Source organism: Streptomyces sp. NPDC000983 (assembly GCF_040299205.1).
GTDB lineage: Bacteria > Actinomycetota > Actinomycetes > Streptomycetales > Streptomycetaceae > Streptomyces.
Map to the genome: position 1 here is coordinate 344,306 of NZ_JBEPBM010000002.1, position 18,015 is coordinate 362,320.

16 protein-coding genes are annotated in these 18,015 nt (G+C 72.2%); 7 read left to right on the forward strand and 9 right to left on the reverse strand.

Annotation, left to right across the window (positions count from 1 at the left end):
- Window positions 1–33: 33 nt before the first annotated feature.
- Together ABT296_RS03580 and ABT296_RS03585 are read right to left on the reverse strand one after the other, a co-directional pair.
- On the reverse strand, window positions 34–876 hold the full coding sequence (locus tag ABT296_RS03580; RefSeq protein ID WP_351922724.1) for an SAM-dependent methyltransferase: 843 nt from the start codon (window positions 874–876) through the stop codon (window positions 34–36).
- A 72-nt stretch (window positions 877–948) separates the two neighbouring features.
- On the reverse strand, window positions 949–1,773 hold the full coding sequence (locus ABT296_RS03585) for a maleylpyruvate isomerase family mycothiol-dependent enzyme (RefSeq protein WP_351922726.1): 825 nt from the start codon (window positions 1,771–1,773) through the stop codon (window positions 949–951).
- 179 nt (window positions 1,774–1,952) lie between these two features.
- On the opposite strand from ABT296_RS03585, the gene ABT296_RS03590 reads away from it, so the two are divergent.
- On the forward strand, window positions 1,953–2,738 hold the full coding sequence (locus ABT296_RS03590; RefSeq protein ID WP_351922728.1) for a carbon-nitrogen family hydrolase: 786 nt from the start codon (window positions 1,953–1,955) through the stop codon (window positions 2,736–2,738).
- Between the two features lie 19 nt (window positions 2,739–2,757).
- On the opposite strand, the gene ABT296_RS03595 is transcribed toward ABT296_RS03590, so the two are convergent.
- Together ABT296_RS03595 and ABT296_RS03600 are read right to left on the reverse strand one after the other, a co-directional pair.
- Window positions 2,758–3,252, reverse strand: a complete 495-nt coding sequence (locus tag ABT296_RS03595; RefSeq protein WP_351922730.1) for an LURP-one-related/scramblase family protein — start codon at window positions 3,250–3,252, stop codon at window positions 2,758–2,760.
- The gene (locus tag ABT296_RS03600; RefSeq protein WP_351922732.1) at window positions 3,249–4,250 is read right to left on the reverse strand and encodes a GlxA family transcriptional regulator; all 1,002 of its coding nucleotides are present in this window, start codon (window positions 4,248–4,250) and stop codon (window positions 3,249–3,251) included. Before ABT296_RS03600 ends, ABT296_RS03595 begins: the two co-directional genes overlap by 4 nt.
- 51 nt (window positions 4,251–4,301) lie before the next feature.
- Between ABT296_RS03600 and ABT296_RS03605 the strand changes: the two genes are divergently transcribed.
- Window positions 4,302–4,694, forward strand: coding sequence for a cupin domain-containing protein (locus ABT296_RS03605; protein ID WP_351922734.1), 393 nt, complete (start codon window positions 4,302–4,304; stop codon window positions 4,692–4,694).
- Between the two features lie 9 nt (window positions 4,695–4,703).
- On the opposite strand, the gene ABT296_RS03610 is transcribed toward ABT296_RS03605, so the two are convergent.
- Window positions 4,704–5,360: a hypothetical protein gene (locus ABT296_RS03610; RefSeq protein WP_351922736.1), complete on the reverse strand. Its 657-nt coding sequence runs from the start codon at window positions 5,358–5,360 to the stop codon at window positions 4,704–4,706.
- A 61-nt stretch (window positions 5,361–5,421) separates the two neighbouring features.
- Here ABT296_RS03610 and ABT296_RS03615 point away from each other — a divergent pair, with 61 nt between their 5' ends.
- Window positions 5,422–7,257 carry an NHL domain-containing thioredoxin family protein gene (locus ABT296_RS03615; RefSeq protein ID WP_351922738.1) on the forward strand — a complete coding sequence of 612 codons (1,836 nt, stop codon included), beginning with the start codon at window positions 5,422–5,424 and terminating at the stop codon, window positions 7,255–7,257.
- A 9-nt stretch (window positions 7,258–7,266) separates the two neighbouring features.
- Here the strand turns inward: ABT296_RS03615 and ABT296_RS03620 are convergent, their stop codons facing one another.
- From ABT296_RS03620 to ABT296_RS03630, 3 genes are all read right to left on the reverse strand, one after another.
- On the reverse strand, window positions 7,267–7,494 hold the full coding sequence (locus ABT296_RS03620; RefSeq protein ID WP_351922740.1) for a hypothetical protein: 228 nt from the start codon (window positions 7,492–7,494) through the stop codon (window positions 7,267–7,269).
- Between the two features lie 58 nt (window positions 7,495–7,552).
- Entirely contained in the window at window positions 7,553–8,845 is a 1,293-nt protein-coding gene (locus tag ABT296_RS03625) for a M18 family aminopeptidase (RefSeq protein ID WP_351922742.1), read from the reverse strand.
- A gap of 87 nt (window positions 8,846–8,932) precedes the next feature.
- Window positions 8,933–10,759, reverse strand: coding sequence for an acyl-CoA dehydrogenase (locus tag ABT296_RS03630; protein ID WP_351922744.1), 1,827 nt, complete (start codon window positions 10,757–10,759; stop codon window positions 8,933–8,935).
- A gap of 219 nt (window positions 10,760–10,978) precedes the next feature.
- On the opposite strand from ABT296_RS03630, the gene ABT296_RS03635 reads away from it, so the two are divergent.
- The 4 genes from ABT296_RS03635 (at window position 10,979) to ABT296_RS03650 (ending at window position 15,804) form a co-directional block, all read left to right on the forward strand.
- A complete protein-coding gene (locus ABT296_RS03635) occupies window positions 10,979–11,461 on the forward strand; it encodes an SseB family protein (protein ID WP_351922746.1) in 483 nt (160 codons plus the stop codon).
- A gap of 190 nt (window positions 11,462–11,651) precedes the next feature.
- A complete protein-coding gene (locus ABT296_RS03640) occupies window positions 11,652–13,583 on the forward strand; it encodes a YncE family protein (RefSeq protein WP_351922748.1) in 1,932 nt (643 codons plus the stop codon).
- 127 nt (window positions 13,584–13,710) lie between these two features.
- The gene (locus ABT296_RS03645) at window positions 13,711–14,682 is read left to right on the forward strand and encodes a pirin family protein (protein WP_351922750.1); all 972 of its coding nucleotides are present in this window, start codon (window positions 13,711–13,713) and stop codon (window positions 14,680–14,682) included.
- A 75-nt stretch (window positions 14,683–14,757) separates the two neighbouring features.
- Window positions 14,758–15,804 carry an AI-2E family transporter gene (locus ABT296_RS03650; RefSeq protein WP_351922752.1) on the forward strand — a complete coding sequence of 349 codons (1,047 nt, stop codon included), beginning with the start codon at window positions 14,758–14,760 and terminating at the stop codon, window positions 15,802–15,804.
- Here the strand turns inward: ABT296_RS03650 and ABT296_RS03655 are convergent.
- The gene (locus ABT296_RS03655) at window positions 15,786–17,936 is read right to left on the reverse strand and encodes a SpoIIE family protein phosphatase (RefSeq protein ID WP_351922754.1); all 2,151 of its coding nucleotides are present in this window, start codon (window positions 17,934–17,936) and stop codon (window positions 15,786–15,788) included. The two genes, ABT296_RS03650 and ABT296_RS03655, sit on opposite strands and share 19 nt — an antisense overlap.
- Window positions 17,937–18,015 lie beyond the last annotated feature (79 nt).

Below are 18,015 nucleotides of genomic sequence, written 5' to 3' on the forward strand. Positions count from 1 at the left end.
GCCTGCCCCTGCCGTTGTCCCTGCCCGTGCCGCTCAGCCGGCTGCGGCCGCTACCAGGGTGAGGTAGGCCAGCCCCAGGACGCCCCGGTAGTTCATCCACTGGGCGCGGTGCCGGTCCAGGCGCTCCCGGGTGGCCCCCGCCGCGGGGTGGGCGGGGTGCGCGGCGAGCCAGACCTCGGCGTCCGCCTGGTAGGCCGACTCGAACTCCTCCCACTCGTCGCGGTTCGCGGTCTCGGTCCACTCGGGCCGGAAGCCCGCGGCCACCGCCGCGTCGAGCAGTGCCGCCAGGTCGTAGTGGTCGCAGACCGTGGCGTCCGGCCACATCCCGGCCAGCTCCCGGTCCGTGGGCGTCCGCTCCCAGAACCCCTCGCCGAGCAGCACCCGTCCGCCGTCCCGGACGAGCCCGCGCAGCGCCCGCAGCGCCTGCACGGTGTGCTCGGGCGCCGCCGCCCCGCTCAGCGCGTGACTGGCACCCAGGCACAGCACCAGGTCCGCCGGCTCCAGGCCGCCCTCCCGCGCCGACGCCTCCCGGAACGCGACCCGTTCCGCCAGCCCCCGGGCCTCGGCCGCACGCCGGCCGCGCTCCAGGTCCTCGGCGTTGATGTCCACGCCGACGCCCTTCGCCCCGGGCGCGGCGGCCAGGATCCGCAGCAGCAGCTCGCCCCACCCGCACCCGATGTCCAGCACGGTGGCCGGCTCGTTGCGTGCCAACCGGCGGACCAGGCGCTCGGCCCTGTCCTCCGACAGCGGACCGTGGAACGCCAGTTCGGTCAGGCGCGGTGGGCCGTCGGCGGCCCGGGTGGTCGTCCCGGTGGTGGTCACGGTGGTCGCCCCGGTGGTGGTCACGGTCGTGGTCTCGTTCGTGGCATCGGTCATGCGGGGCAGGCAAGCACCGGACGAGCGGTCGTCACAACGTCTTTTCGCCGCCGTACCACCGTGTCCGACCCGCTACTGCGTCACCTGGAAGTTGCGCAGGATCGCGGCGGTCAGCGCCGGGTCGCCCTCGGTCTTGATCCGGTCCGCGACCGCGTCCGCGGTCACCCGCCCGCAGGCCAGCCGCACATACGTCTCCCAGTCCAGGCTCAGCGTCGCGGCGGGCCCGAGCGCGGGCGCCGTCTCCACCGTCCCCCGGCCCTGGATGTCGACACGGACGGTCCGCAGGAACTCCACCGGCCCGTGCACGTCCAGCACGATCGCCGAACTGCGCGGAGCCTCCGCCTTGTTCGCGATGACCTCCGGCAGCGCCGCCAGCAGCACGTCCCGGGCGATGTGCGCGCCCGGCGAGTCGAGGTTCCCGGGCCGGCCGAGGGAGTGGCGCAGGTCCTGCTCGTGGGCCCACACGTCGAACGCGTGGTTGCGCATGGCCTCTTCGAGGGTGATCTCGCTGCCCAGCGGGCCGCGCACCTTGGTGCCCGGGTCCCGGGACTCGTTCCGCAGCTGACGGTTGCGGCGGATGATCGTGTACTCCAGCTCGGAGGTCATCTCCGGCGCCGTGTGGTGACGGCGCACGTCGACCTGCATCTCCATGTACCGCTGGTGCTCGTTGGTGACGTGGAACAGGTCGCGCGGGAGGGTGTGGATGGGCCGCGGGTCGCCGAGCATCTCGCAGTCCAGGCCGATGACATGGGAGACCACGTCCCGGACCGACCAGCCCGGGCACGGCGTGCGCCGGTTCCATTCGCCCTCGACAAGGGGCGAGACCAGTTCGGATATCGCTTCGATGGAGTGGGTCCACGCGTCGGCGTAGGGCTGGAGGGTGGGATGCAGACTCACGGAACGGGACCCCTCGGCGGTCGGTACACGGGCAGGTGGTGGCGGCGATGCCAGTGGGAGGTGGCTGTCGGCGGGTGTCTTGAGACGCTAAGTTACGCTGCTGAGAGGCACCCCGGCAGTGCTTTCGTGTGACGATCGTAGGCCCGTGTGGACGGCTCGAATGCCAGGACGGTGGTAGTGTGCGCGCCTCTCTGATCCAGATCGCCGTAGACGAGGGCGAATCGGTCGAATCCCGCCGGGTCCGCGTCGCCTCCCTGGTCCGGGCGCAGGCTGGCGCCGATCTGGTCGTCCTGCCGGAGCTGTGGACCACCGGCGCGTTCGCCTACGAGGAGTTCGGCCGGCACGCCGAGCCGCTCGACGGGCCCACCCACGAGGCGATGGCGAAGGCGGCGAGCGACGCGGGCGTCTGGCTGCACGCGGGCTCCATCCCGGAACGCGCGCCCGGCGGCCCGGGCGACGGGCCGCTCTACAACACCTCCCTGGTCTTCAGCCCCGCCGGCGAGCTGGCCGCCTCCTACCGCAAGATCCACCGCTTCGGCTTCGACAAGGGCGAGGCCGTGCTGATGAGCGCCGGACGGGACCTGGTGACCGTCCCGCTGCCCGCCACCACCCTCGGCGTGGCCACCTGCTACGACCTCCGCTTCCCCGAACTCTTCCGCGGCCTCGTCGACGCCGGCGCCGAGACCCTGGTGATCCCCGCGGGCTGGCCGGAGCGCCGCCGGGCGCACTGGACGCTGCTGGCGCAGGCGCGGGCGGTGGAGAACCAGGCGTACGTGCTCGCCTGCGGAACGGCCGGGACGCACGCCTCGGTTCCCCAGGCCGGTCACTCGATCGTGGTGGACCCCTGGGGCGAGGTCCTCGCCGAGGCGGGCGCCGACGAGGAGATCCTCACCGTCGACTTCGACCCGTCCCGGGTCGCCGCGACCCGGGAACAGTTCCCGGCCCTGAAGGACCGGGTCCTGTAGGCCTGCCAGGAAGGGGGCTTCAGTCCTCCCGCTCCTTCTCCGCCAGGTGGATCACGCACACCGCCACCGCGATCAGCAGCGCCGGGTCCGCGTCCTCCCGTACGACGTCCACGCCGTAGGTGTCGCGGACGTGCAGCCACCGGCGGGAGATCACCGCGAGGAGTTCGCCCTCGTACTCCACGGCGAACTCGCGGTCGACGATCCTGCCGCTGACGTCCAGCTCGGTGCTGCCGTCCGCCAGCGCCACCCGGTAGTGGTTGCGCAGCAGCGACAGCCGCTTGCGGCGGATCGTGGCCAGCGGCTCGCCGTCCCGCTCGACGACCATCGTGTCCCGCAGGGCCAGCATCTTCTGCCGGATGTCGATCAGGACCCGGCCCTGCCGGTCCTTCAGCTCGAAGGTGTCCCGCAGCCGCATGGCCTTGCCGTCGACGAGGAACACCTTCTCTCCCCGGTCGTCCTCGATCCAGTAGTCGTCACCGAAGCCGAGGAGCCGGTCGCGCACGAGGAATCTCATGACACCAGGGGTTCCCCCGCACGCGGTCCGAAACGCCGCCGGTAGGCCGACGGGCTGAGCCCGGTCCCGCGTCGCAGCCGCGCCCGCAGGTTCGCCGCCGTACCGAGCCCGCAGCGCTCCGCCACCACGTCCAGCCGCTCCTCCCCGCGCTCGATCAGCCGGCAGGCCAGCGCCACCCGCTCCCCGGTCAGCCAGGCCAGCGGCGTCGTGCCCAGCCGGGTGCGGAACCGCCGGTGCAGCGTGGCCGGGGAGACGGCCGCCCGTGCCGCGAGATCCGCCACCGTCAGCGGCTCGCCCAGCCGCTCCTGCGCCCACGCCAGCAGCGGCCCCAGCCAGTCGTCGGCCACCTCGGGCACCGGCCGCTCCACGAACTGGCGCTGCCCGCCCTCCCGGTGCGAGGCAAACACCAGCCGCCGGGAGACGGCGTTGGCGATCTCCGCGCCGTGGTCCTGCCGCACCAGGTACAGGCCGAGGTCCAGCGCGGCGGCGCTGCCCGCCGCGGTCAGGATGCGCCCCTCGTCCACGAAGAGCACGTCGGGCTCCAGCCGCACCCGGGGGTGCAGCGCGCGGAAGGTGTCGGCCCACATCCAGTGGGTGGTGGCCCGCAGCCCGTCCAGCAGCCCGGCCTCGGCGAGCGCGAAACTGCCCGTGCAGAAGCTCAGCACCCGCGCCCCGCGCGCGTGGGCGCGGCGCACGGCGTCCAGTACGTCGGCCCCGCGCGGTACGACGTTGTCGGGGCGGCCGGGTACGACCAGGGTGTCGGCGTCGTCCACGGCGTCCAGGCCGGGCGTGCCGGTCAGGGTGAAGAAGCCGTGGTTCATGCGCACCTCGGGCGTGGGCGTGCACAGCGTGACCTCGTACAGCGGGGCGGGCAGCCCCAGCTCGGGGCGGGGCAGACCGAACAGCTCGGTGGCGACGCCCACCTCGAACGGGTTGGTGGCCTCGTCGACGATCACGGCCACCCGGTGCGTCGCGTGCTGAGAGGATCCTTGCGCCATGTGCGATTCCTAGCACTCGCGCCGCTCGCGCGGCCATCGCACGATGACGCCATGACACCGGAACCCGTCTCCCTGCCCGCCGCCCTCGCCTCCTTCACCGAGCGCTGGAGCCCGCGCATCGCCGCCACGGTCAACGACTACGACGTCCGCGTCACGCACGTCGAGGGCGAACACCTGTGGCACGTCCACGACGACACCGACGAGTTCTTCCTGGTCCTCGACGGCGAACTGCACATCTGTCTGCGGGAGCCCGCCGGCGAACGCACGGTCGTCCTGCCGCCCCTGTCCGTCTTCACCGTCCCCCGCGGCACCGAGCACAAGCCCTACGCCCCGGTCCCCACCGACATCCTCCTCCTCGAACCCTCCGGCACCTCCACGGTCGGCGACCGCCACGAGACCGTCCCCGACCACGTCGACGTCACCACCGGCCACGCCCTGCACTGACCTCGGGTCTCACTCGCGGACCTGGTGCTCGACGCGGTGGCGGAGGTAGTCGTCCGGATGGGCCCGGGCGACCGCCACCACCGTGTCCACCAGGTCGTGCAGCCGCTCCGGGTGGAACGACTTCCACAGCGGCAGCCCCGGCAGCAGACAGCGCCGCACGTCCAGGTTCTCGTTGCGGACGAACTCGCGCAGGGCGGCCTCGTACCACTCGGCGGTCACGTCCGGCCCGTCCTCGGACGGCGACTGGGCCCGCACCAGGGGCATCCGCAGCGGCAGTGCCGACCAGTACCAGGCGCGGGCCGCCCCCGCCCGCTCGGCGTCCGTGCCGGTCCGCAGGTACGCGAGCAGGGCGGACCGCACCCGCCGCTTTCCGAACGCGTTCAGCGCCGGCTCCAGGAACTGCCGGTTGAAGCTCGGATCGGGATCGTGGACGGCGGCCCCGACCAGCGCCGCGAACGCCTCCCCGGAAAGGCTCAGGCCCTGCGCGCAGGCCCGGCGCAGCGCGAGCCGCACCCGGCCCTCCCACTCCCGCCCGCCCCCGGGCTCCGCGGGCCCGACCTCCAGCCCGACGGCCCGCACGACCTCCCCCAGCGCGCCCCGGAACACCTCCCGCGCATCCTGCGTACGACCCGGCAGCGCCATGAAGACCTGGGCGTTCTCACTCACCGCTACTCCCCCCGTCGTGGGCGTCGGGCCGTCCCGTCCGCCCGGTGGCAAGCTTGGCCGCATGAGCGACTCCGCCCCCACCCCCCGCCGCCGCGTCCGAGTCCGTGCTCCCGAGCTGACCGGGCGGGGCGGGTGGTTGAACACCGGGGGCAGGTCCCTCGGCCTCGCCGAGCTGCGGGGGCGGATCGCGGTGCTGGATTTTTGGACCTTCTGCTGTGTGAACTGTCTGCATGTGCTCGATGAGTTGCGGGAGCTTGAGGAGCGGCATCGGGACACCGTGGTGGTGGTCGGGGTGCACTCGCCGAAGTTCGCGCACGAGGCCGAGCACGCGGCGGTCGTCGATGCCGTGGAGCGGTACGGGGTGGAGCATCCGGTGCTCGACGATCCCGAACTCGGGACCTGGAAGCAGTACGCGGTGCGGGCCTGGCCGACGCTGGTGGTGATCGACCCGGAGGGGTACGTCGTCGCGCAGCACGCCGGGGAGGGGCATGTGCACGCCATCGAGCGGCTGGTGACGGAGCTGGAGGCCGAGCACGAGGCGAAGGGCACGCTGCGCCGCGGGGACGGGCCGTACGTGGCGCCGGAGCCGGAGCCGACGGTGCTGCGCTTCCCCGGCAAGGCGCTGCTGCTGCCGGGCGGGAACTTCCTGGTCAGCGACACCACCCGGCATCAGCTGGTGGAGCTGGAGCCGGACGGGGAGACCGTGGTGCGCCGGATCGGCTCCGGTCGGCGCGGGTTCGCCGACGGCGCTCCCGACACCGCGGCGCTGAACGAGCCGCAGGGTCTGGCGCTGCTCGACACGGGCTCGGTCGTCGTGGCCGACACCGTCAATCACGCGCTGCGGCTGCTGGACCCGGCCACCGGCGGGCTGACCACGCTCGCCGGTACCGGACGGCAGTGGATGCAGGGGGACGCCGTGTCGGGGCCGGGCCGCGAGGTGAACCTGTCCTCGCCGTGGGACGTCGCCGTCTTCGGCGGGCGGGTCTGGGTCGCCATGGCGGGGGTCCATCAGCTGTGGGTGTACGACCCGGAGGACCGGACGGTCGCCGTGGCGGCCGGGACCACCAACGAGGGGCTCGTGGACGGGCCGGCGGCCGAGGCGTGGTTCGCGCAGCCCTCGGGGCTCGCCGCCACCGCGGACCGGCTGTGGCTCGCCGACTCCGAGACCAGCGCCCTGCGCTGGGTGGACCGGGACGGCCAGGTGCACACGGCCGTCGGGACCGGGCTGTTCGACTTCGGGCACCGCGACGGCAAGGCCGAACAGGCGCTGCTCCAGCACCCGTTGGGGGTGACCGCGCTGCCCGACGGCTCGGTGGCCGTCTGCGACACCTACAACCACGCCCTGCGCCGCTACGACCCGGCGACGGGCGAGGTGACCACCCTCGCCACCGATCTGCGCGAGCCCAGTGACGCGGTGCTGGTCGGGGACGACCTGGTGGTCGTGGAGTCGGCCCGGCACCGGCTGACCCGGCTGAGGCTCCCGGAGGAGGCGGTGCGGGTGGAGTCGGTGGCCCATCGCACCCGGCGTGCCGCCACCGAAGTGGCGCCGGGCACGCTGACGTTGGACGTCATCTTCCAGGCGCCGCCCGGACAGAAGCTCGACACCCGGTACGGGCCCTCGACCCGGCTGCTGGTCTCCGCCACCCCGCCGGAGCTGCTGGCCGAGGGCGAGGGGGCGGGTACCGGTCTGACCCGCACCCTGCGCCTCGCGCCGGGTTTCGAGCAGGGGGTGCTGCATGTGTCGGCGATGGCCGCGTCCTGCGACGACGACCCGGCCAACGAGTATCCGGCCTGCCATGTGCATCAGCAGGACTGGGGCGTGCCGGTCCGCGTCGGGGACGGTGGCGCGGACCGGCTGCCACTGGTGCTCGCCGGGATGGACCCGCAGGCCCGGTGACCGGCACGGTCAGCCGCCGGGGTGGTGGCGGCCCTGCTCGTCGATGACGGGCGTGGTGGGCGGTACCACCACCCGGCGGCGCCGGGCGATGCTGCTGAACGTGGTGACGCCGATCAGACCGACGATCATGAAGATCACCCCGACCAGGTCGAGGTTGATCCCCTCCATCTCCCAGTCGGTCGCGAACGTGAGTATGGCTCCCGCGGCGATGAGGATGATGCATCCACCGAGGCCCATGGCACCTCGCCTCCCTCTGTGACGATTTCTCGCAAGCGGGTACCCGGCGCCGCCCGGACTACCCCTGGAGGAACGACACCAGGACGTTGGCGAGGAGGAACGGGTCGTCGGCGCCGCACAGTTCGCGGGCGCTGTGCATGGAGAGGATCGCCACGCCGATGTCGACGGTGCGGATGCCGTGGCGGGCCGCGGTGATGGGGCCGATGGTGGTGCCGCAGGGCATGGAGTTGTTGGACACGAAGGACTGGAACGGCACTTGGGCGCGCTCGCAGGCGGCGGCGAACACGGCCCGGCCCGAACCGTCGGTCGCGTAGCGGTTGTTGACGTTGACCTTGAGGATGGGGCCGCCGTTGACGCGCGGGTGGTGCGTCGGGTCGTGCCGCTCGGCGTAGTTGGGGTGGACGGCGTGCCCGGTGTCGGAGGAGAGGCAGACGGTGCCGGCGAAGGCGCGGGCGCGGTCCTCGTAGGAGCCGCCGCGGGCGAACACGGAACGCTCCAGGACTCCGCCGAGGAGCGGGCCGTCCGCGCCGGTGTCGGACTGGGAGCCGTTCTCCTCGTGGTCGAAGGCGGCGAGGACCGGGATGTAGGGGAGGCCGGCGGTGGAGACCGCGGTCAGGGCCGCCGTGGCCGCGTGCACCGACAGGAGGTTGTCCATGCGCGGGCCGGCCAGGAGTTCGCGGTCGCGGCCGAGGTAGGCGGGGGGTTCGACGGAGTGGACCATCAGGTCCCAGCCGGTGACCTCGCCCGGGGCGAGCCCGCTCTCCTCCGCCAGGAAGGCCATCAGGTCGCCGTCGCGGGGGGAGTCGCCGAGTCCCCAGACGGGCTGGAGGTGGCGCTGCTTGTCGAGCTTGAGGCCGTCCGAGGAGACCGCGCGGTCGAGGTGGATGGCGAGTTGGGGGACGCGCAGCAGGGGGCGGTCGACGTCGACGAGCCGGGTGGAGCCGTCGCGCAGGGTCAGCCGACCGGCGAGGCCGAGGTCGCGGTCGAGCCAGGAGTTGAGCAGGGGGCCGCCGTAGATCTCGACGGCCACCTGCCGCCAGCCGTGCGCACCGGTGTCGGGCAGCGGTTTGACGCGCAGGTTGGGCGAGTCGGTGTGGGCGCCGATGATGCGGAACGGGGTGTGCGGCGCGGCGCCCTCGGGCACGTACCAGGCCACGATCGCACCACCGCGCACCACGTACTTGCCGCCGCTCGACCCGTCCCAGGCGTCCGTCTCGGCGACCTGCCGGAACCCGGCCTTCTCCAGCCGCTCGGCGGTGTTCGCCACGGCGTGGTACGGCGTGGGACTGGCCGCAAGGAAGGTCATGAGGTCGTCGGTGTGGCCGCGGTCGAAGCGGGAGGGTTCGCTCATGGGGTTCACCTTAACGACGTACCAGGGCCCGCCCCCCGTTGATGCGGAGGGCGGGCCCTGGTGGGAAGGGGAAAGGGGGGTCCGGGGCTAGAAGGCGGCCTCGTCCAGCTCCATCAGGTCCAGGTCGGTGCCCTGGGCGAGCTTGCGGGCGCCGGTGACACCGGGCAGGACGTTGGCCGCGAAGAACTTCGCCGCCGCGATCTTGCCCTGGTAGAACGCCCGGTCCTTGGCGGAGGCGGTCTGAAGCTTCTCGGCCGCCACGGCGGCGCCCCGCAGGAGCAGGTAGCCGACGACGACGTCACCCGAGGCCATCAGCAGGCGGGTGGTGTTGAGGCCGACCTTGTAGATGTTCTTGACGTCCTGCTCGGTGGCCGCGAGGTCGGTCAGCATCAGGCCGACGATGGCCTCCAGCTCGACGGCGGCCTTGGCGAGGTGCTCGCGGGCGCCGGAGAGCTCCTCGCCGCCCGTGCCCAGCGCGAGGAACTTCTTGATGTCCTCGGCGAGGGAGTTCAGCGCGGCGCCCTGGTTGCGGACGATCTTCCGGAAGAAGAAGTCCTGGCCCTGGATCGCGGTGGTGCCCTCGTAGAGGGTGTCGATCTTGGAGTCCCGGATGTACTGCTCGATCGGGTACTCCTGGAGGAAGCCGGAGCCGCCGAAGATCTGGAGCGACTGCGCGAGCTGCTCGTAGCCCTTCTCGGAGCCGTAGCCCTTCACGATCGGCAGGAGCAGGTCGTTGAGGGCGTGCTCGGCGCCCGCGTCCTCGCCGGCGGCCTCCTTGACGGCGATGGCGTCCTGGACGGAGGCGGTGTGCAGGACGAGGGCGCGCATGCCCTCGGCGTACGCCTTCTGCGTCATCAGGGAGCGGCGCACGTCGGGGTGGTGGGTGATGGTGACCTTGGGCGCGGACTTGTCCATGAAGTTCGCCAGGTCGGGGCCCTGGACGCGCTCCTTGGCGTACTCCAGGGCGTTGAGGTAGCCGGTGGAGAGGGTGGAGATCGCCTTCGTGCCGACCATCATGCGGGCGAACTCGATGATGCGGAACATCTGGCGGATGCCGTCGTGCTTGTCGCCGATCAGCCAGCCCTTGGCGGGGTGGCGGTCGCCGAAGGTCATCTCGCAGGTGTTGGAGGCCTTGAGGCCCATCTTGTGCTCGACGTTGGTGGCGTAGACGCCGTTGCGCTCGCCCAGCTCGCCGGTCTCGAAGTCGAAGAGGAACTTCGGGACGAGGAAGAGGGACAGGCCCTTGGTGCCGGGGCCGGCGCCCTCGGGGCGGGCGAGGACGTAGTGGAGGATGTTCTCCTCCATGTCGTGCTCACCGGAGGTGATGAAGCGCTTCACGCCCTCGATGTGCCAGGAGCCGTCCTCCTGCTGGACGGCCTTGGTGCGGCCGGCGCCGACGTCGGAGCCCGCGTCGGGCTCGGTCAGCACCATGGTGGAGCCCCAGGTCCGCTCGACGGCGATCCGGGCGATCTGCTTCTGGACGTCGTTGCCCTCGTCGTGGAGGATGCCGGCGAAGGCGGGGCCGGAGCAGTACATCCACACGGCCGGGTTGGCGCCGAGGATCAGCTCCGCGTACGACCAGATCAGCGACGGCGGGGCGGTGGTGCCGCCGATGCCCTCCGGCAGGCCGAGGCGCCAGTACTCGGAGTCCATGAACGCCTTGTAGCTCTTCTTGAAGGACGCGGGAACCGGCGCGGTGTTCGTCTCCGGGTCGAAGACGGGCGGGTTGCGGTCGGCGTCGGTGAAGGACTCCGCGAGGTCGTTCTCCGCGAGGCGGGTCATCTCCTCGAGGATGCTCTTCGCGGTGTCCGTGTCCATCTCCGCGAAAGGCCCGGTGCCGTACAGCTTGTCGCGTCCGAGCACTTCGAAGAGGTTGAACTCGATGTCCCGCAGATTCGACTTGTAGTGCCCCATGGCGACGGCTCCGTAGAGAGAGATCGGCGAGGCACTGGATCCTCGCGCTAGTTCACGTACCAACAAGTAGCTCCGATGATGCTACCCGTCAGTAATAAGCCGCAACCCCGATCCGGCCATCTGTGACGGTTCACACCGGAACCGGGCCCCGGCCCCGCCGTCGCCGCTTTGCCGGGCGTGCCCGCCCCACGCCCCCCGCCGCTCGGTACGCTTGCGCCCATGTACGGATACGGCCAGCCCATGGATGGTGGCGCTGCGGGCCAGCAGTACGCCCCGCCGCAGCAGCCCATGACCGGTGGTGTCGGCGGGTACGGCCAGCAGCCGCCGCTCTACCCGGAGCCGTCCCCGCCCTCGCTCGCGGACGCGGTGCGGGCCTTCACCACCGGCCAGATGGCGGCGGAGGACTTCCAGCAGGTCTTCGCGACCTCGAAGGTGTACTGCCCGCGCGGCGACAACCCGGGCTTCCTCGCCCTGCACAACACCCAGCAGCCGGTGATCCCGATGTTCACCTCGCTCAAGGAGCTGCGCCGGTACGCGGGCAAGGAGTCCAAGTACTTCGTGATCACCGGGTCCGAGGTGATCGACCTCCTGCCGACCGGGTACGGCTTCGTGGTGGACATGGAGGGCGAGCACCGGATGGTGTTCGACGCGAAGGCGGTCGAGCAGATGGTGGAGTTCGCGATGCGCAGGATGTACGGCTAAACGTCGCTTCCCGCCGTTTCCTGGCGGAAAATTCCCCCCTGTGGTTGTCGCAACCATGCCATAGAGTTCCCCCGGCAGCCGCGCCCCGCACGTCACCGCCTCCCGGCGGCACACGTCCGGGTGCCGCGCGGCGCTTCTCTCGTCACCCCGGCCCGGCCGGGGTCATCCGTGGGGGTACATCACTGTGCGCATGCGCACCACTTCGGCCGCGACGGCGCTCGCGGTCCTGTTCAGCTCGGCGGCGCTGAGCGTCGTGGCCGCCGGTCCGGCGTCGGCGGCCTCCGCCAGGGTCACCGTGCCCGGCGGCATCGTCGCGGACGGCCAGCGGGTCTTCCTCGGCGACCGCTCGGCCGGCACCGTCCTCGTCGCCGACCACTCCGGCGCCGTCCTCGCCTCGGTGAGCGGTGTTCCCGGCGTCTCGGACCTGGCGCTGTCGGACGACGGCACCACCCTGTACGCCACGGCGCGGGACACCCACGAGATCGTGGCCCTCGACGCGGCCACGCTCGACGAGAAGGCCCGCTATCCGGTCGCCACCGACACGGGTCCCGTCCACGTCGAGTTCGCCGCGGGCAAGGTCTGGTTCACCTACGGCGACCAGTGGGACGGCGACCTCGGCTCGGTCGACCCGACGGTCGACCCCGCGACCGGCGCGGACCCGGTGGCGCTGGCCCAGTTCCCGACCGAGGGAACGTCGATCGGGATGTGGGGCCAGTCGCTGCTGGACACCGACCCGCTGCGTCCGGGCCTGCTGGCCGTCGCCGAGACCGGGCTGTCCACCAGTTCGATGGCCGTCCTCGACGTGTCGAGCGGCACGCCTCAGCTGAGCGCCTGGCACAACGGCGACTACACGCTGAACGACGGCATCGGGGACATCGACCTCGTCGCCGGCGCCGACCAGGTGCTCGTCAACGGCACCGACCGTGACGCCTACGCGGACGGCACGTTCACCGAGGCCGGGGCCTACCCGGCCGGGCTGCGGGCCGACGTCGCGCGCAGCGGCCTCGTCGCCCAGAGCACGGGCACCAAGGTCGCCGTCTACCGGCCGAACGCCACGCGCCCGCTGCGCACCTACACCACCAGTGCGGTCGACGTGGCCTGGGCCCCGGACGCCTCCCGGATCTTCACCCTGGTCCCGGGCAGCGGCGGCTACACGCTGAAGGCGCTCACCGACCCCACCCTCAACGTCCCCACCCTCACGGTCGCCGCCCCGTCGACCGCCACCCGCGCCAAGACGCTCACCGTCACCGGCAAGATCTCGGCGACGGTCGCGCTGCCCGCGGGCGTGCAGCTCTCCGTCACCCGCACCGACCTGGAGAGCCCGAGCGGCAAGGCGCTCGCGCCCGTCACGGTCAAGGCGGACGGCACCTACTCCTTCAAGGACGTCCCGCCGGCCGGCGGCAAGGTGACGTACACGGTGAAGTACGCGGGCGACGCCGCGCACACCGCGGTGAGCACCTCCGACACCGTCGAGGTCTCCCGGGCCTCGACCTCGCTGAGCCTGAACAACAACGGCAAGCTCTACGGCTACGGCGCCGACGTGAAGTTCACGGCGCACCTCGGCACCACCTACAAGAACCGCTCGGTGGAGATCTGGGCCAACCCCTTCGGCTCGGACCGGCCCAACAAGCTGATCAAGAGCGGCAAGGTCAACTCCGACGGCAACATCGCCGCCTGGGTCGACATGACCCGGGACACCACGGTCACCGCGGTGTTCAAGGGGGACGCCCGCTACAAGCCGAGGACGGTCGAGGTCACGGCGTACGGCAAGGCCAAGGTCTCCACCGCCGTCTCCAAGCACTACAAGACGGCGAAGATCGGCTCGACGACGTACTACTGGTTCCGCAAGAACACCGACCCGCTGCTCACCACCACGATGAACTACTACGCGGGCCGCCAGCAGCGCTTCGACCTCGAGGTCTACTACTCCGGTAAGTGGTACTCGGCGGACTCGCAGTACTTCCCGCTCGGCACGAACGGCAAGTCGGCCGTGACGCTGGGGGCGCCCGGCGAGTCGGGCATCCGGGCGCGGATGCGGTCGGTGTACGTCAACGGCTCGTCCGGCGACACCGTGAACTCCACGGCCTACGGGTCCTGGAAGTACCTGTACTTCAGCAACTGACGCCGCCACGGCCCGTACGGCGGGAGCCCGGAGGGAATGCCCTCCGGGCTTCTTCCGTTAGGAGTGGCAAGAAGTTCAATGCTCAACTAAAGTGAAGTCGCAAGCTGACGCACAAGGAGGTACCGACATGCCCGCAGTGACCGTCGAGAACCCGCTGACGCTGCCCCGTGTCGCCGCGCCCGCGGACGCGGTGGCCCGTCCCGTGCTCGCCGTCACGACCGCGCCCAGCGGTTTCGAGGGCGAGGGCTTCCCGGTGCGCCGCGCGTTCGCCGGGATCAACTACCGCCACCTGGACCCGTTCATCATGATGGACCAGATGGGAGAGGTGGAGTACGCGCCGGGTGAGCCCAAGGGCACCCCCTGGCATCCGCACCGCGGCTTCGAGACCGTCACCTACATCATCGACGGGATCTTCGACCACCAGGACAGCCAGGGCGGCGGCGGCACCATCACCAACGGCGACACCCAGTGGATGACGGCCGGCGCGGGCCTGCTGCACATCGAGGCGCCGCCGGAGCACCTGGTCATGTCCGGCGGTCTCTTCCACGGCCTCCAGCTGTGGGTGAACCTCCCCGCCAAGGACAAGATGATGCCCCCGCGCTACCAGGACATCCGCGGCGGCAACGTCCAGCTGCTGACCACCCCCGACGGCGGCGCCCTGCTCCGCGTCATCGCCGGTGAACTGGACGGCCACGCGGGCCCCGGCATCACCCACACCCCGATCAGCATGATCCACGCCACGGTCGCGCCGGGCGCCGAGGTCACCCTCCCCTGGCGGGAGGAGTTCAACGGCCTCGCGTACGTGCTGGCGGGCAAGGGCTCCGTCGGCGCCGACCGCCGCCCGATCCACATGGGCCAGACCGCCGTCTTCGGCGCCGGCGGCTCGCTGACCGTCCGCGCGGACGAGCAGCAGGACTCCCACACCCCCGACCTGGAGGTCGTCATCCTCGGCGGACAGCCCATCCGCGAGCCGATGGCCCACTACGGCCCCTTCGTCATGAACACCCGCGAAGAGCTCCAGCAGGCCTTCGAGGACTTCCAGAAGGGCCGCCTCGGCACCATCCCGGCCGTCCACGGGATGTCCGAGGGCGGGCTGTAGCAGCACGCCGCCGCCGCGTCGCCCGGGTGGGTCTGCCGGAAGGTGGGCCCGCCCTTCGCGTGGTCGGGTGGGAGGGTGCTGGAGTCGCGGGCGTTGCTGCCGGAACCCGTGCGGCGGGTGGAGGCCTGGTGTGCCGTCATCCTGCTGGGCGCGGGGGTGTTCTACGTCGCGATCCGGCTGTGCGTGGCGTTCCGGACGGCTGTCGTGCCCGTGCTGCTCGCGCTGCTCGGGACGGCGCTGCTCGGGCCCTTGCACCGGCGGCTGGTGCGGGCCCGGGTGCACCGGTCGCTCGCCGCCGCGCTCACCTGTGTCGCGGTGGTCGCCGTGGTCGGCGGGGCGGTCTACATCGTCGTCGCCGCGCTCATCGACAGCGGGGACCAGATCGTCACCTCGCTGCGCAGTGCCGGGGAGGACCTCGCCGAGCACTTCGGGGCCGCGGGGACCTCCCTGCACGACCTCGCCGCCAACTCCCGGGAGCTGCTCACCAAGTTCGGCGGGACCGCCGCGTCCGGTGTCATCAGCGGGGTCAGCGTCGTCGGCGAGACCGTCGCCATGGCCGTGCTGGCGCTGCTGCTCGTCTTCTTCTTCCTGCGGGACTCCGACCGGGCCGCCGGAACCCTGCGCTCGCTCGCGCCGCCCGGGACCGCGGACACGCTGGAGGCGGTGGCGCGGCGGGCGTTCGAGGCCGTCGAGGGGTTCATGCGGGGGACGACCTTCATCGCGTTCATCGACGCCATCTGCATCACGGTCGGGTTGTTGATCCTGGATGTGCCGGGGGCGGCCGGGCTCGGGGCGCTGGTCTTCGTCGGCGCCTACATCCCGTATCTCGGCGCCTTTCTGTCCGGTGCCGTCGCCGTGCTGGTGGCGCTCGCCGACCGTGGGTTCGTGATCGCGCTGTGGGCGCTCGGTGTGGTGCTGGCCGTGCAGGTGCTGGAGGGGCACGTGCTCCAGCCGATGATCCAGAGCCGCACCGTGCAGATGCATCCGGCGATGGTGATGGTGACGATCACCGCGGGCGCCTCCGTCGCCGGCATCCTCGGCATGCTGCTCGCCGTGCCGATCACCGCCGCCGCCTTCGGCGTCATGCAGGAGCTGCGCAGCCGCTACGCCTCCTCCTCCTGAGCGGTCTCCACCAGCTCGAACCAGATGCTCTTGCCCTCGCCCCGCGGATCCACCCCCCACACGTCGGCCAGCAGCTCGATCAGCAGCAGCCCCCGCCCGGAGGAGGCGAGTTCGCCGGGGCTGCGCCGGTGCGGCAGGTCGTCGCTGGTGTCGCTGACCGTCACCCGCATCCGGCGCCGGCCCGGCTCGCCGCGCACCTCGGCCCGCAGCAGCGCCTCGGCCTCGGTGTGGACGAGGACGTTGGTCAGCGTCTCGGAGAGCAGCAGCACCGCGGAGTCGACCTGGTCGGAGGAGGCCCAGTCGTGCAGCAGCTCTCGCAGCTGCCGGCGGGCCACCCCGATCCGCTCGGGCTCGTCCTGGGCGACGGTGAGCATCGTGCGCCGGACGACGGGGCGTACGGCCGCGGTCTCCCCGCAGCCGCAGCCCTCGCCCTCCCGGCACAGCAGCAGTACCGCTATGTCGTCCTCGCGGCGGTCGGCCAGCGGGCCGGTGGTGTGGTGGGAGAAGGGGCCGTGCACGGCCTGGACCAGGGCGTCGGCGAGTTTGTCGAGATCGCCGCGGTGGTCCTCCAGGATCGAGCGGATGCGCCGCCAGCCGGTGTCCAGGTCGTGGCCGCCGGTCTCGATCAGACCGTCGGTGCACAGCATCATCGTCTCGCCGGGCTCCAGGACGACCTGGGTCGTCGGGTAGTCCGCGTCCGGGTCGATGCCCAGGGGCAGCCCGCCCGCCGTGTGCCGGGTCAGCACGGTGCCGTCCGCCATCCGGATCGCCGGGTCGGGGTGCCCGGCGCGGGCGATGTCCAGGGTCGCGGTCACGGGGTCGACCTCGACGTACAGGCAGGTCGCGAAGCGCAGGTCGGCCGGTTCCGGGTCGCCGTCGTCGGTCATGCCGTGCAGGAAGCGTGAGGCGCGGGAGAGCACCGCGTCCGGGCGGTGCCCCTCGGAGGCGTAGGCGCGCAGGGCTATCCGCAGCTGGCCCATCAGGCCGGCCGCCCGCACGTCGTGGCCCTGGACGTCGCCGATGACCAGGGCGAAGCGGCCGGTGTCGGAGGCGGTGCCGCCGGGCAGCGGGATGACGTCGTACCAGTCGCCGCCGACCTGGAGGCCGCCGCCGGTGGGCACGTAGCGGGCGGCGACGCTCATGCCCGGTATCTGGCGCGGGCCCAGGGTGGGCAGCATCGAGCGCTGGAGTCCGTCGGTCAGCTCCCGCTGGGTCTCCGCGGCGCCCGCCCGGGACAGCGCCTGGGCCAGCATCCGGGCCACCGTCGTCAGCACCGACCGTTCGTCGGGGGTGAACGACACCGGGTAGGTGAAGGCGGCCATCCAGGCGCCCATGGTGCGCCCGGCGACCGTCAGCGGCAGGAACGCCCAGGAGCGGCGGCCGAAGGCCTCGGCGAGCGGCCAGGTCACCGGGTAGCGGGAGCGGTACTGCTTGGGGGAGGACAGGTAGACGGCCCGGCCGGTGCGGACCACCTCGGCGGCCGGGTAGTCGGTCCCCAGGGGCATGTGGGTGAAGGGGCCCTCGTCGCCGGGCCGATGGCCGTGGTGGCCGATGATCGTCAGGCGGTCACCCGTCACCCCGAAGACCGCCAGCCCGTCCGGCGAGAAGCCCGGCATCGACAGCCCGGCCGCCACCCGCAGCACCTCGGCGGTGGACCGGGCCTCGGCCAGCGCCCGGCCCGCGTCCAACAGGAACGCCTCCCGTGAGCGCCGCCAGTCGCCGGTGACCGCGCGCCGCCCGGCCGGGGTGCCCGGGTCGGGCTCGGTGACCTCCTGGAGGGTGCCGATCACCTCGTAGGCCCGCTTCTCCGGGTCGAAGGCCGGCTTGAAGCGGCTGCGGGTGACGCGGACGACCTCGCCCCGCTCGTCCATGATGCGCACCCGCACCTCGCCGAGGGTGCCCTCGGCGACGGCGAGCTGGATCACGCCGGCGATCTCGTTCCAGTCGACCGGGTGGAGCCGGGCCCGCACCTGGGACTCCCGGAGCGTGGCCCGCACCTGGGGCAGCCCCAGCAGCCGGGCCGCCTCGGCGTCCACCGTGACCAGCCCGGTCGCGGTCGACCAGTGCCATTGGCCGGTCTCCAGGGCGGCCAGAACCTCAGCCACGGGCGGCAGGGGCTCACCAGTGCGCATTGACCCACTGTAGGAAGAGGTGCTCCGCGGCTGCCACCGAAGCCGCCCCGCGCCCAATGGTGGGGAGCCGATCTCGGGT

Excerpts from the sequence above, each read along its gene's own strand:
- ABT296_RS03620 (WP_351922740.1), bottom strand. The coding sequence starts at position 7,494 with ATGGGCCTCGGTGGATGCATCATCCTCATCGCCGCGGGAGCCATACTC.
- ABT296_RS03600 (WP_351922732.1), bottom strand. The coding sequence starts at position 4,250 with ATGGCGCAAGGATCCTCTCAGCACGCGACGCACCGGGTGGCCGTGATC.
- ABT296_RS03605 (WP_351922734.1), top strand. The coding sequence starts at position 4,302 with ATGACACCGGAACCCGTCTCCCTGCCCGCCGCCCTCGCCTCCTTCACC.
- ABT296_RS03580 (WP_351922724.1), bottom strand. The coding sequence starts at position 876 with ATGACCGATGCCACGAACGAGACCACGACCGTGACCACCACCGGGGCG.
- ABT296_RS03615 (WP_351922738.1), top strand. The coding sequence starts at position 5,422 with ATGAGCGACTCCGCCCCCACCCCCCGCCGCCGCGTCCGAGTCCGTGCT.
- ABT296_RS03635 (WP_351922746.1), top strand. The coding sequence starts at position 10,979 with ATGTACGGATACGGCCAGCCCATGGATGGTGGCGCTGCGGGCCAGCAG.
- ABT296_RS03645 (WP_351922750.1), top strand. The coding sequence starts at position 13,711 with ATGCCCGCAGTGACCGTCGAGAACCCGCTGACGCTGCCCCGTGTCGCC.
- ABT296_RS03640 (WP_351922748.1), top strand. The coding sequence starts at position 11,652 with ATGCGCACCACTTCGGCCGCGACGGCGCTCGCGGTCCTGTTCAGCTCG.
- ABT296_RS03630 (WP_351922744.1), bottom strand. The coding sequence starts at position 10,759 with ATGGGGCACTACAAGTCGAATCTGCGGGACATCGAGTTCAACCTCTTC.
- ABT296_RS03655 (WP_351922754.1), bottom strand. The coding sequence starts at position 17,936 with ATGCGCACTGGTGAGCCCCTGCCGCCCGTGGCTGAGGTTCTGGCCGCC.
- ABT296_RS03595 (WP_351922730.1), bottom strand. The coding sequence starts at position 3,252 with ATGAGATTCCTCGTGCGCGACCGGCTCCTCGGCTTCGGTGACGACTAC.
- ABT296_RS03625 (WP_351922742.1), bottom strand. The coding sequence starts at position 8,845 with ATGAGCGAACCCTCCCGCTTCGACCGCGGCCACACCGACGACCTCATG.